Source organism: Coleofasciculus sp. B1-GNL1-01, from assembly GCF_040220235.1.
GTDB lineage: Bacteria > Cyanobacteriota > Cyanobacteriia > Cyanobacteriales > Coleofasciculaceae > Coleofasciculus.
In genome coordinates this window covers 1-12,422 of the sequence record NZ_JAVJTO010000129.1, presented here as the reverse complement: position 1 = coordinate 12,422, position 12,422 = coordinate 1, and the positions used below count along the sequence as shown (strand labels likewise).

Here is a 12,422-nt window from a genome sequence, read left to right as displayed (position 1 = left end):
GACGAATTGGAAAGAGTTATTAATTCTCTCCAGTCAAGTTATTTAGATGTTTGTTTTGGAGGAGAAACTGAGCCGGATATCTCTGGGGAAAATGAGGGAGTTAAAGACGAGTAAAACTTTTCGGTCATAGTCCAATTAATTCCTCTTCATTAACTTCAAATTATATTTGCGTAAAAGTTACGCAAATGCATTTTTTTTGTCCAAAGTCCAATATTCTTATAGAGGCAGTTCTATCGCCGCCTCAGATTTCCCCGTTGAGACAGTAATCAGTTGGGCTTGACGTCCACCTTCGCTTAAATAGGTTAAATTCAGATGCAGATAAGATTCTGGTAAATAGGGTAATCGATCCGCCCACTCGATCGCGACAATTCCCAAGGGCATTTCTACACCTTCCCAATAGCTTTCTAGGTCTAACGCGGCTACGGCTTCGGGTTCTAGACGGTACAAATCTAGATGATAGAGGGGAATGCGTCCTTCGGGATATTCGTTAATCAGAGTAAACGTGGGACTAACGATCGCGTCGGTGATTCCCAAGCCTGCACCAATTCCCTGCACCAGTGTGGTTTTACCCGCACCTAAATCCCCCTCTAGCAAAATCACAGTACCTGCGGGCAAAGATTCCCCCAGACGAACACCGAGCGATCGCGTGGCTTGTGCATCGGTTAGACGGAATTTAGTCATTCCTTACCCCTTTTACATCAGATGAGCGCGACTGTACCAGCGTAGTAACACCCGTGCTAACTTTTCCGGATTATGGCGGACTAGATTCGTGTTCTCATCTTCATCCATGACATTTGCTAAAACAATGCGGCGTCCTAACTTTTCGGTTGCTTCGCGATCCAGAAAAACAGGGTGGGAATTGACTTGGGCATACTTAATCAATGCTTCAGCAGAAGGCACTTTTCGATGCACCAAAACCGCATCAAATAAAGAGTGACCACAAGCATTGTCCAGGGCGCGAATATGATCAGCAACCGTATATCCGTCCGTTTCACCCGGTTGAGTCATGATATTACACACATAGATTCGGGGAGCAGTACTTGCCGCGATCGCATCCGTAATTTCTGGCACTAACAGATTCGGCAGGATGCTGGTATACAGACTACCCGGACCAATAATAATGTAATCGGCTTCGTGAATCGCTTTGAGAACGGCGGGAAGAGCTGGAGGATTTTCTGGCGTGCAACCCATCTTGACGATTTTACCATTGGCAGCCGTAATATTCGATTCGCCTTCAATCCGACGCCCATCTTCTAATTCTGCCCAGAGACAGACATCACTCAATGTCGCCGGAAGAACTCGTCCTCGCACCGCTAAAACTTGAGAACTGGCGGCAATTGCCCGTTCTAAGTCCCCCGTAATCTCGCTCATTGCCGTCAAGAATAAATTGCCAAAACTGTGACCCACTAGACCATTCCCCGCTGAGAAACGGTATTGAAACAGTTCGGTTAATAGTTTTTCTTGGTCTGCTAAAGCTGCCAAACAGTTGCGAATATCTCCCGGAGGCAGAACCCCAAATTCTTGCCGCAGCCGCCCAGAAGAACCGCCATCATCGGCTACGGTGACAATGGCAGTGATATGGGCGCTGTAAATTTTCAGTCCTCGGAGTAAGGTAGACAAACCAGTACCGCCTCCCACGACGACAATTTTCGGACCACGATACAGGCGACGATGGGCGATCAGCACATCTACCAGTTCTTCATCGCCTCCGGGTTTTAGTGCCTCAGTAATCGAGCCCACCGTCCGGGTTTGTCCCCAGAAGATAAACATCAGACCACAAATAATCGCGATCGGTCCGGATACATAGTTGGGAATAACCGTGGTGATTGTTTCCAGAATGGTAGACGTGAGTTGGATTAAGTAAAAAATGGGGGTCAGCTTTGCCCAAATCGCTACCCCCAGACTCGTCAGTAGTACACCTATGGCACTGAGAAGCAACCAGCGTTTGACGAATAGTCCAGGGGCTAACCACTTAAACCACCGATTGACTTGTCGGGGCGTCCTACCTCTTGACTCGTTATGCAGGGTTCGTAGAGCGCGTTTGAGGAGACTAATTGAGGACATTGCTGATACCAGAAACGGAGAACAAAACTGGATAGACTTTAGCTAAGAGCAGGGCAATTGCTCAAGTCCTTGACGGGAGGTGTAGGATTGTCTGCTGTCAACTGTGCCATATTCTTTTATTAGCTGGGAGGATGGGTTGGTCAGGATACATTCTGGAAATTATACCGGGACGACTGATTAATCCAACGGAGAACGTCAAGAATCACAACGACTAGAACACCAGTCGGTGTCATCGAAGTCGATGCTAGAATTCCTCAAAACTGTAACACGAGCTACACAATCATCCCTTGAATGCAGGTCTTACTGTTCATGGCATCTGGCTGAATGAGGAAGTTTTGACCCAACGCTAGGCTCAGAATGACACGTTAGAACCCAACTTGGTATGAGTTTTGAGTTCAGACACGTTTGCCATCATGCACTAGACTGGTGTTCTAGGAGACAGCAAGGTCGATGGGAAAGCGAATTTTAGGACTAGACCCAGGGTTAGCGATTTTAGGCTTTGGGGCAATTATCTGCCACGCTGAAGTTAAACCAATGACCAAGGTTCGGGGAAAATCGACATCTGAATCTGTACAGTTATTGGATTTTGGTGTCATTCAGACGCCAGCGCGGACAGAACTGGGAAAGCGACTCTGTACAATTTACGAAGATTTACATACTATCCTGGAGCAGTGCCAACCGGATCTAGTTGCCGTAGAGAAGCTGTTTTTTTACCGGATGGGTAATACAATTACTGTGGCTCAGGCACGGGGGGTTGTCACCTTGGTGTTAGCCCAGCATCAGGTGCCAATGGTAGAGTTTACACCAGGACAGGTGAAGCAAGCGTTGACAGGTTATGGGAATGCGGACAAGCACGAGGTACAGCAAGCGGTGGCACGAGAGTTAAATTTAGAGAGTATACCTAAGCCAGATGATGCAGCCGATGCTTTGGCGGTGGCACTAACGGCATGGTTTCATCAACAGTAAATAATCTATAATCTATTTTTTGGATTTAATGTGAGACAATCAAAGCCTAAGCGGGGTAGGGAGTGTGTCAAATGGGCATCATCACTCGAATCACGGATTGGTTAGAAACCCATTGGGTGACTCCTGCTTATGCTGGATGGATATTAGCGGGTATTGCGATTTGTTTCTTTGGCGCGGCGACCAATACTATGTCAGGGTGGCTGTATGTCATCAGTGGTATAACGTTTGCGCTACTGGGGTTAGCGGTTATCTTACCGCCGCGATCGCTACGTCATCTTCAAGTCCACCGCCGTCCTATCTTTCCAGTTAGTGCGGGTGATGAACTCACCATTGAAATCGATATTGAAAATCCTACCCCTAAATCCAAAACGTTATTACAAGTTCAGGACATTCTCCAATCTGAACTGGGAAAACCCATGCAAACCGCGATCGAAACCATTGCGCCAAGGAGTATCTATCACTGGGTTTATTTCCATTCCACCACTAAGCGGGGGGTCTACCACTGGCATGAAATCCAACTAAGAACTGGAAATCCCTTAGGATTATTTTGGTGTCGTCGTAGCCGCCATGCACCAGCCACAGCGATTGTTTATCCTACGGTATTACCCTTAACCAGTTGTCCAATCGTTGACGAAATCGGCACAGATGATAGTCTACAACTGTTAAGCGATCGCCGTTCTCAATCCGCCACAGAAGACCTGACGCGATCGCTCCGACCTTACCGGGTGGGTGATCCAACTCGTCTGATTCATTGGCGTACCAGCGCCCGGTATGGAGAATTGATGGTACGGGAGTTAGAAGTCTTTACGGGGTCTCAAGAAATTGTCATTTGCCTCGATAGTGCGGTAAGTTGGCAATCCGAGGATTTTGAATCAGCCGTGATTGCTGCTGCCTCCCTCTATTTCTATGCCTGTTCTCGTCAGCTTGATGCTAGACTCTGGACAGCTAGAACCGGATTATTACACGGGAATCAAGTTGTCTTAGAAGCCCTAGCTGCGACCCAACCGGGAGAAGATGCAGACGCTGGCGATCCTCCCCATCTTCCCTTAATTTGGCTCACCCAACAATCCGCCAGTCTCAATGCCCTTCCTCCGGGTAGTCGTTGGTTATTTTGGTCGCCATCCACAGTAGCCCAACCTGAACGACACACCTCAGGACTGACCAATTGCGCGGGTAGAATCATCGATAAAGAGGAAGCCTTACAACGTCAGCTACAGCAAATTTTACCTCAACAGAGGGGTTGAAAGTGTTGCCTGTTCCCTGTTGCCTGTTCCCGCCCCTCACCACAAAACTTATTCAGCAGCCCTTACTTAGAAGGCTTGCGTTAAAATGCAAAGAAAAGTGAACGCTCACACTAAAGAATAGGGTATCTAGCGAATTTAACTTATGAGTACATCAGAAAACACAAATCTTTCCCGTGAGAAAACACTGGCAGCAATGAAGAATTTTGCCGAAACTTATGCTAAACGAACTGGCACCTACTTTTGTGCTGACCCCTCGGTAACGGCTGTCGTCATCGAAGGATTAGCGAAACACAAAGATGATTTAGGTTCACCCCTATGTCCATGCCGTCATTACGAAGACAAAGAAGCCGAGGTGAAAGCCACCTACTGGAATTGTCCTTGCATCCCCATGCGTGAGCGCAAAGAATGCCACTGTATGTTGTTTTTGACACCAGACAACGAATTTTCTGGAGAACAGCAGGAAATTACCATCGAGGAGCTTCAATCCGTTCGAGATAGCATGGCTTAATTGTCTTTAAGTCATTGGTCATTTTCAAATCTAAATGACCAATGACTCATAATCTGGAATTCATCACCTATGACTAAGCAATTTTGGCAAGGTGTCGAGCAATTTAATCAACAGGAATTTTATGCCTGTCATGACACCTTAGAGGCATTGTGGATGGAGGCTGCCGAACCAAACAAACAGTTTTATCAAGGTATATTACAAATTTCGGTAGCTTGCTACCATCTCAATAATCTTAACTGGCGTGGCGCTGTCATCTTGCTTGGGGAGGGAATTAGACGCTTAGGTGACTACCAACCTATTTATGAGGAAATTCAGGTTACAGAGTTAATTGACCATAGTTATCAGCTTTTGCAAACCCTGCAAAAAACCGGAGCAGAAGGCATTTCTGATTTAGTGAAGTCATTAACGGCAAATCAACTCAGTCAGGAGGGGGCGTCAGAAATTGTTCGTTTACCTAAAATTATTCGAGTTAATTTAAGTTAATTGTAGGGGTGGGTTTAGGGACTGTAGGGGCGGGTTTAGGGACTGTAGGGGCGGGTTTAGGGACTGTAGGGGCGGGTTTAGGGACTAAAGTCAGCTATTGCTGAAATAACGGAACAACAAAACCCGCCCTCCTCACCAATAACGGAACAACAAAACCCGCCCTTATTCATAAGTCCCAGGACTGGTTTTTTAGAATTATCCCCACCCAAATCCGAGATTCAGGTAGGGATAGAGATTAACTTAACTCTGAGTCGAGTCTTTGCCAAGCAATTGTCCTTTAAGAGATTCAAACTCTTGAGCCAATTCTTGGCGACTTTCAGCTTTCCAAAGATAACGGGCAATAAACCAGATTGTGTAACCAATCCCAACAAGTTCAAAAATTGGGGCTAATAAGGGAATGTCGTTAATGGCATCCAGTACAGCTAGGGTAACATACACGGTGATAAAGCCGGCTATCACTAGCCCAATCAAAATGATGGCTTGTTGGTACTCGTAATAAAATGCACTGATTATCGCCGGAAGTTTGGACAGGAAGTCAAACACAGGCTGTACCCATTCCTGCCAAGCTTGATCCGTGGTTTGACCCGCTGCGGGAAGCTTGGCTTGATTATTAGGCGGGAGTTGGGCAACTGTCCCAGGTTGGTCAACATTGACATCTACTTTAGACTCTGGGCTTTTTGTAGCGTCGGCTTGAGCCGTCTTGACCTCTGGGGGATTACCCTCAGTATATTCAGATTTTTGTGGATTCGGTTCCATAGTTCCTCTACTGTGACCTCAAGTAGGACATTTTATCGTTTGTCTGAGCAGGATGGGTATAATAGGCAGAATATTAAGCTTTCGCCTATCTTACCAAAAGTTTTTCTCATGACTTCGGTGGAAGCAAAAAACTGATACTCAAACTCTGCCATACCTGGCTCATTTACCTCAATCAGCGAGAATGATCCCGCTACAATCTTTGATTTAACGGTGGGAGAATGTCAATGTTCCCCTCTTCTATTCACTCGTTACGTGAGTGGGAAAGAAGCATCCGGAAGCCAAACAGCACCCAGATCCCCGACTTCTCTAAAAAGTCGGGGATCTATACTCTTAACGACTATGGAAGGCAGGGACAGGGGTTTGAGCGCTGACTACTAGACCAACATTATCATAGAGTAGATGGGGTACTCTCCCCTAAACAAATGTTAGAACAGGAGATGCGATCGCGTCCGGTTCTACCGATGATGTTTCACCTGTACAATAGACTTCACAGGAGTTATTGGGACTTTCAATGAGTTTAACTTTATGCAGTTTCGCTCCTAATTTTTGGATCGGTGACTGGAGCAATTGCCGAATATAGATGGCAATATTTTCTGCCGTCGGCACAACCTGGTCAAAGTAAGGGATGTCTTTGTTCAGGAAGGTATGGTCAAAGGGTTCGACGACATAATCATCGATTACCTTTTGCAAGGCTCCCAAATCGACAATCATCCCAGTACGTGGGTCAATTTCCCCTTTTACGGTTACCTCTAAATGATAATTGTGTCCATGACCATTCGGGCGAGCGCATTTGCCGTAGATTTCACAGTTTTGGTCATAACTGAGTTGGGGATGAGCCAGCCGATGAGCGGCGCTAAAGTGGGTCGATACGGTGAGATATGCTTCCATTCCGTTTCCTAAATAATCAGCCCAAAGTTCTGGATGTTCAAATAGCTGTATCTTGACAAGCGGCAAATAAGGTGCTAGCTTTTGCCAGATAACACGCGCAATGTTTTCGGTTGTGGGTAGGGTTTCCTGGAAGTCTAGCCAAGTATGATTCAGATAGGCATAGTCCAATTGGCTGGTGACCTCTTGCTTGATCACTTTTTTGACCTGCGATAGGTTTTGCACCATACCGTATTCGTCTAGGTCACCTTCAAGGGAAACAAATAGGACATAATTATGTCCATGACCGGGAAACTGGGCACCTCGACCGAATTTCTGCTGGTTTTGAGCTTCACTCAGTTCCGGTAACCAATAGCGGTGACTGGCAGAAAACTGAGCGCGGCGGTTAATGATGCATTTCATGCGTTTTTTTAGCAAGAATCTGTAAAATTCTGTAAATTAACCTTATTTCTAGGATAAACGAATATTGGTCATTGGTCATTGCTCAAGGAACAGGGAACAGGCAACAGGCAACAGGCAACAGGCAACAGGCAACAGGCAACAGGGAATTAATAATTTTTATATTAGATGCTTAATGGCATCTTGAGCGTCGTGGCGTAAGCTGGTGGCGATTCTGAAGAGTTCTTGACCGGTATGCAGGTAATGTTCGTCGTAATTGAAGGTAAACCGTTCTAGCTCATCAATACCATCTCCCAACTGATTGAGACAGTAATACAAGTTCGCCGCCACACCAGCAACAGGGGCGGGATTGGGTTGGGAACGAAAGGTAATTTGAGCCTGATTGAGCTGATGACGACAGTTTTCTAGATACGTCTGAAAGTCTTCCATGAGTTCGTCGTCAAAAGGATCAGCAGCGAGTTGATTGATTTGAGTATTCAGGGATTTGAGAATGGGAATAATCAATCGGTTCACTGGTTTATAGACTTGCTGCAACCAGATATCTAAGTGAGTGTCAGTATTGTACGATCGCGCCCGTTGACGTTGATACTGTTGTTGCGCGGCTTCGTTGCGCTGTTGGCGAGTGCGGCGTTTGGATGAAAACTGGGGATAGAAAAGCTGTTGATCGTAAGAATGGCGTCGCTGAGGATCGCTGAGAACTTCATACGCCCCATTAATCTCGATAATTTTTTCCGAGTTAGCTGTTTCAGTTTGGCTATCGGGATGAAAGCGTTTAGCTAAACGTCGGTAGGCTTGCTTGATTTCTTGGGCTGTTGCTTGCGGGTGGATATCTAATGTGTGGTAATGATTGGCATTCGTCATTTGTCATTCGTCATTCGTCATTCGTCTTATGTCATACTCGCTCCCAAAAAGAAGCAAGCTACGTCTTATGTCCTTTGTTAGGTAACGGGGAACAGGGACGTCATAATATTAGATGTAATACATAATGTTCAACTGTCGTCTGTTATTCAGTTTCTCCCATAAATCTTGCAGTGTATAGTCTTGCAAAATTTCATTGGTGCGATCGCGGACTTCTTGCCAGGTTTCTTGGACGATCGCACTTTCTTGGGTTGTTACAGTTTTTTGGTTTCCAGAGACGGGTGCGGTTGAACCATCTAGGCAGTTAATAACATCCAATAGGGTAATTGTCCAGGGTTCCCGGGCTAGGAGGTAGCCGCCTTTAGACCCCCGTTGGCTACGGACTAAATTACCGCGTCTCAGGTTTGCCAGAAGTTGCTCTAAATAGCGATCGGGAATATTTTGTTGCGCGGCAATCTGTCGGATTTGTAAGGGTTCTCCCTGATTGTAATGACCCGTGAGTTCTAAGAGAGCAAGTAGGGTGTATTCAGTCTTACAGGAGAGTTCCACAGAAATTGATTCATGTCAGGTCAATCATTCCCAGTATACCCCGGTTTTCCGGTGGGGTTTGTTGGTTTAGCTTAGACAAGCTGAAAAAACCCCGCTCAATGGCGGGGTCATAAAATTAATGAATTTTCAGCCTAATTCTGCCCTTGGCGGAATTGAGTTAGAACGTGAAAGTAGTTCTGAGTGTACCGACTACAGCATCATCTGCATCAGCCTGGTTAGGATTCAGTAGCCAGATCACACCCGGAGTAACGGAGATATTATCCGTGAGCTGATACTTGTAGAATGCCTCTATATGCCACGGAACATCATCAGTACCGTCAATTTGGAAATCTTCACCTGGAGTATTAGTATTTCCTAGATAAGGTTGTGCTCCTCCAAATATTCCCAAAATGTTACCTTCCTTACCTAAGTCTGAGAAAGCTACGCCAGCTCCGTAAGTCCAGATTTCAGCTCCACCCTGACCAATCAGGATTGCATCTGTGTAAGTGCCATAGCCGCTAATGGATATTTTTTCCGTCAGGCGGAACGCCGCTTCGATGCCGTAAGAATTAGTTACTGTTGGAGTCACTGGCAGGTCAGCATTAAGGAGGGTAGCCACTTCACTGGGATTATTGGCTAAATAGGTTCCCACAACAGAACCTCCATCCCCTCCACCGATATCAAATATGTCACTGCCAGCATTGTGGTAACCGTGGACGTAGGTAGCACCGATACCAATTCGGTCACCAATATTGAAATTCAACTGGGCGAGGGCTGCGTATTCGCCGTTGAATATGCCAAAATCCTCACCTGGATTCTCTGCTCCTGGACCAGCTAAGTAACCTAGAGTCAATGTACTTGGACCCAGAACCCTTTCTAGAGGACCGACACCAAGGCTAAGTGCTGCGCCTGCACCACCACCAATCCGATAAATGGGATTTTCCGAGGCAAAGCTAGAAAGGGCACCATTACCACCGTCAAAATCCTCAAAGTAGGGATTGAGTGTAGGGGCGTAGTCGCTGTGAATTCCTCCAGTTGCAGCAACATAAACTTTTGAGCTGCCAAAGGGGAAGTAATAAGCTAACCAGTCTATGATGACATCGTTATCAGTGTTTCCAATATTGAACGTTTGGAAGGCTTCGCCCGTACCCAATGTACCCAATGGCACATCTAGATCAAGGTCTTCATCGACTAGACTGAAACTAGGACTGTTAGGCGTAAAAGCATTCAGGTTGCCAGCCGCCAGACGAGTTACTAAACGATCTTGACCAGTGAAGCTAGTATTGAGTTCTAGACGAACCCTGTGACCAAAGATGGTGTTTGTATCATCGTCAAACTCTACATCTGTTCCCAAGATTTCTTCAAAAAATTCTTGAACTTCGGGATCAGCCAAATCTACACCATCTATATCAAAAGAGTTGTCCTCGCCGCCGAAGGTATCGGTGAGCGCAAAGATGACTTCACCCCGTAACTTGGTCGTCGTGGAGAACTGATTATCTTCCAGGAACGCCACACGACCTTCTAGGTTATCAACTCGCGCCCCTAGCGTCGCCAGTTCCGCTTCAAATTCCTGAATCAACCGCCGCAGGGTTTCTAACTCAGTTTCATCAAAACCGCCTGTTCCGATTAAACGCTCAATTTGATTCAAACAAGCATTCAAACCAGCAGCAAATTCGTAACGAGTTAGCGCCCGATTGCCACGATATGTACCATCCGGATACCCAGCGATACAGCCGTAACGTTCGACTAGGCTACGTAGCGCTTCATACGCCCAGTCTCCTGGAGAAACATCGCGTAACTGACCCACACTGGTCACTTGTCCACTAGAGGTTCCTTCGTTGCTGTAGTCATTGATTTGATTTAAAATCTCAGCGTCATTGGGCGCAGCAGGTACAGTTTGAGCCAAGGTCGGTTGTACCTCTGGCTTCACCTCTAGACTGGCTGGAGTTAACTGTTCCGGATTAACCGCAATTTCCTCTGAAACCGTAATATCAGCAACACCATCGAACTGAACTTCTGGCGTTGCTGTTTGAGTGTCAGCGATAGGCAGATTGGCGCTATCGGCTGCACGTACTCCCACCGTAGATGCAACTAAGGTTACACCTAATACCGCTGGGCTAATAAGTAGAGACTTCCACAGTAATTTCGACATCTTCTGTCCTCACACCTTTACAGAAAGAATTTGATTGCCCTTCTCGCACTATGGTACATCGTCTATTGGCAGATGGTATTTTTTCGCTTAATTTTCAGATTCATTTTGGAACCCTTGTTCATCTGCCAGTCAAGTAAGCTTTTGGCTAATATTGCCAATTATATATCTAAAATGGCTGCTTGTATTACACAAGCAGTCCTAGATGTCAATGTTTTAAAACTGGTACTTAAGCCCTTGCCATATCCGCGTTTTACAGCTATGCGCTTAACTTGGACAGCGTTTGAGCCATCTCAAAGTCATTCGCTGTCAAACCCCCAGCATCATGGGTGGTGAGACTAATCGTCACCTTGTTATACGAAATCCCTAAATCAGGATGATGTCCAGCCGCTTCTGCTGGTTCAACAATCTTATTGACAAAGGCGATCGCTTCGACAAAATCTTTGAATTGGCGAGTTGTGTGTAACTCTTTCCCTTCAACCGTCCAGCCTTCTAATGACTTGACTTTTTCTTGAATTTCTGCGTCACTGAGTAACTCAGCCATATTTTTTCTCCCACCTTCAACTTTATTAAAAAAATCCCCAAAAAACTATCCGCTCTCACGGGAAGTACCTAGATAAAATCTTTAGTACTTATAGTGAGAGCGGTCTAGCGGGTCTTCTGATTGAAACCAGACTGCCGGAAGGAACTCCTTAACCAGCCCAGTTTCTCAATCTATGAGTTCTCCGAAGAGAACTGAGCCAACTGTTAGAGAACAGCCCCGGCACACAGCCGGCTAACTCCAATCAGATGACCCATGCTTTTACTACTATCGCTCATGGGCATCACCTCCTTAATCCCTGTACGGTTTTTTAATCCGTTAGTTATCTGGTGTTTATTCACCTTTAATTAGAATAACACACCATTTAGATTTGGCAAGGGGAAGCCAGGAAAGTTTTTCGTCATTCGTCATTTGTCATTCTCGCGCAAGCGAAAAGCAAGCTACGTCCTTTGTATAGGTTTGAGTCTGGGTTATAAAACAAGCGTGAGCGTGTCGTTTTCTCTTGACCGACTATTTAAACCCGCCCCATTCAAGTTTTGAGTTGTCAACCATCAACGATGAACAGAAAAAAACCCCTACCCGAAGGCAGGGGAGCAAAGTTGATGACTAAACCCAACTTATTAGAGTGCGTTACCGCGAGGTAGAACTTCCTCAGGGAATTCAAACTTCTGGTGGGGTTGGTCTTGAGGCGCCAGCCAAGCTCGGACTCCTTCGTTGAGCAGAATGTTCTTGGTGTAGAATGTCTCAAATTCGGGGTCTTCTGCTGCCCGGATTTCCTGGGACACGAAGTCATACGCCCGCAGGTTCACCGCTAAGCCAATCACACCCACTGAACTCATCCACAAGCCCGTCACTGGGACAAACAGCATGAAGAAGTGCAGCCAGCGCTTATTGGAAAACGCAATCCCGAAAATCTGAGACCAAAAGCGGTTCGCCGTCACCATCGAATAGGTTTCTTCGGCTTGGGTGGGGTTAAACGCCCGGAAGGTGTTTGACCCTTCACCGTCTTCAAACAAGGTGTTTTCTACCGTTGCACCGTGA

At 46.2% G+C, this 12,422-nt stretch carries 12 protein-coding genes and 1 pseudogene; 4 read left to right on the top strand and 9 right to left on the bottom strand.

Annotated features, from left to right (window positions below):
- Positions 1–216: 216 nt before the first annotated feature.
- Entirely contained in the window at positions 217–681 is a 465-nt protein-coding gene (tsaE, locus tag RID53_RS30510; RefSeq protein ID WP_446391668.1) for a tRNA (adenosine(37)-N6)-threonylcarbamoyltransferase complex ATPase subunit type 1 TsaE, read from the bottom strand.
- Between the two features lie 12 nt (positions 682–693).
- Positions 694–2,064 carry a gluconeogenesis factor YvcK family protein gene (locus tag RID53_RS30505; RefSeq protein WP_446391667.1) on the bottom strand — a complete coding sequence of 457 codons (1,371 nt, stop codon included), beginning with the start codon at positions 2,062–2,064 and terminating at the stop codon, positions 694–696.
- Positions 2,065–2,514: 450 nt separating this feature from the next.
- On the opposite strand from RID53_RS30505, the gene ruvC reads away from it, so the two are divergent.
- From ruvC to RID53_RS30485, 4 genes are all read left to right on the top strand, one after another.
- Positions 2,515–3,030, top strand: a complete 516-nt coding sequence (ruvC, locus tag RID53_RS30500) for a crossover junction endodeoxyribonuclease RuvC (protein ID WP_446391666.1) — start codon at positions 2,515–2,517, stop codon at positions 3,028–3,030.
- A 71-nt stretch (positions 3,031–3,101) separates the two neighbouring features.
- A complete protein-coding gene (locus tag RID53_RS30495; RefSeq protein ID WP_446391665.1) occupies positions 3,102–4,274 on the top strand; it encodes a DUF58 domain-containing protein in 1,173 nt (390 codons plus the stop codon).
- Between the two features lie 142 nt (positions 4,275–4,416).
- On the top strand, positions 4,417–4,782 hold the full coding sequence (locus tag RID53_RS30490; RefSeq protein WP_446391664.1) for a ferredoxin-thioredoxin reductase catalytic domain-containing protein: 366 nt from the start codon (positions 4,417–4,419) through the stop codon (positions 4,780–4,782).
- Between the two features lie 69 nt (positions 4,783–4,851).
- On the top strand, positions 4,852–5,265 hold the full coding sequence (locus tag RID53_RS30485; protein ID WP_446391663.1) for a DUF309 domain-containing protein: 414 nt from the start codon (positions 4,852–4,854) through the stop codon (positions 5,263–5,265).
- Positions 5,266–5,505: 240 nt separating this feature from the next.
- Here the strand turns inward: RID53_RS30485 and RID53_RS30480 are convergent, their stop codons facing one another.
- The 7 genes and pseudogenes from RID53_RS30480 to RID53_RS30450 form a co-directional block, all read right to left on the bottom strand.
- Entirely contained in the window at positions 5,506–6,021 is a 516-nt protein-coding gene (locus RID53_RS30480) for a CAAD domain-containing protein (RefSeq protein ID WP_446391662.1), read from the bottom strand.
- 414 nt (positions 6,022–6,435) lie between these two features.
- A complete protein-coding gene (locus tag RID53_RS30475) occupies positions 6,436–7,308 on the bottom strand; it encodes a 6-pyruvoyl trahydropterin synthase family protein (RefSeq protein ID WP_446391661.1) in 873 nt (290 codons plus the stop codon).
- A gap of 156 nt (positions 7,309–7,464) precedes the next feature.
- Positions 7,465–8,166 (bottom strand): J domain-containing protein, encoded by a 702-nt coding sequence (locus RID53_RS30470; protein ID WP_446391660.1) that lies wholly within the window; start codon positions 8,164–8,166, stop codon positions 7,465–7,467.
- 108 nt (positions 8,167–8,274) lie between these two features.
- On the bottom strand, positions 8,275–8,712 hold the full coding sequence (locus RID53_RS30465; RefSeq protein ID WP_446391659.1) for an RrF2 family transcriptional regulator: 438 nt from the start codon (positions 8,710–8,712) through the stop codon (positions 8,275–8,277).
- A gap of 157 nt (positions 8,713–8,869) precedes the next feature.
- On the bottom strand, positions 8,870–10,843 hold the full coding sequence (locus tag RID53_RS30460; RefSeq protein WP_446391658.1) for an iron uptake porin: 1,974 nt from the start codon (positions 10,841–10,843) through the stop codon (positions 8,870–8,872).
- A gap of 256 nt (positions 10,844–11,099) precedes the next feature.
- Entirely contained in the window at positions 11,100–11,384 is a 285-nt protein-coding gene (locus RID53_RS30455; protein ID WP_446391657.1) for a 4a-hydroxytetrahydrobiopterin dehydratase, read from the bottom strand.
- A gap of 617 nt (positions 11,385–12,001) precedes the next feature.
- Positions 12,002–12,422 (bottom strand): annotated as a pseudogene (locus tag RID53_RS30450) (photosystem II D2 protein (photosystem q(a) protein)); the annotation flags it as partial.

Coding starts and splice junctions, on each gene's coding strand:
- RID53_RS30495 (WP_446391665.1), top strand. CDS start 3,102: ATGGGCATCATCACTCGAATCACGGATTGGTTAGAAACCCATTGGGTG.
- RID53_RS30475 (WP_446391661.1), bottom strand. CDS start 7,308: ATGAAATGCATCATTAACCGCCGCGCTCAGTTTTCTGCCAGTCACCGC.
- RID53_RS30480 (WP_446391662.1), bottom strand. CDS start 6,021: ATGGAACCGAATCCACAAAAATCTGAATATACTGAGGGTAATCCCCCA.
- RID53_RS30460 (WP_446391658.1), bottom strand. CDS start 10,843: ATGTCGAAATTACTGTGGAAGTCTCTACTTATTAGCCCAGCGGTATTA.
- RID53_RS30485 (WP_446391663.1), top strand. CDS start 4,852: ATGACTAAGCAATTTTGGCAAGGTGTCGAGCAATTTAATCAACAGGAA.
- tsaE (WP_446391668.1), bottom strand. CDS start 681: ATGACTAAATTCCGTCTAACCGATGCACAAGCCACGCGATCGCTCGGT.
- RID53_RS30470 (WP_446391660.1), bottom strand. CDS start 8,166: ATGACGAATGCCAATCATTACCACACATTAGATATCCACCCGCAAGCA.
- RID53_RS30455 (WP_446391657.1), bottom strand. CDS start 11,384: ATGGCTGAGTTACTCAGTGACGCAGAAATTCAAGAAAAAGTCAAGTCA.
- RID53_RS30490 (WP_446391664.1), top strand. CDS start 4,417: ATGAGTACATCAGAAAACACAAATCTTTCCCGTGAGAAAACACTGGCA.
- ruvC (WP_446391666.1), top strand. CDS start 2,515: ATGGGAAAGCGAATTTTAGGACTAGACCCAGGGTTAGCGATTTTAGGC.
- RID53_RS30505 (WP_446391667.1), bottom strand. CDS start 2,064: ATGTCCTCAATTAGTCTCCTCAAACGCGCTCTACGAACCCTGCATAAC.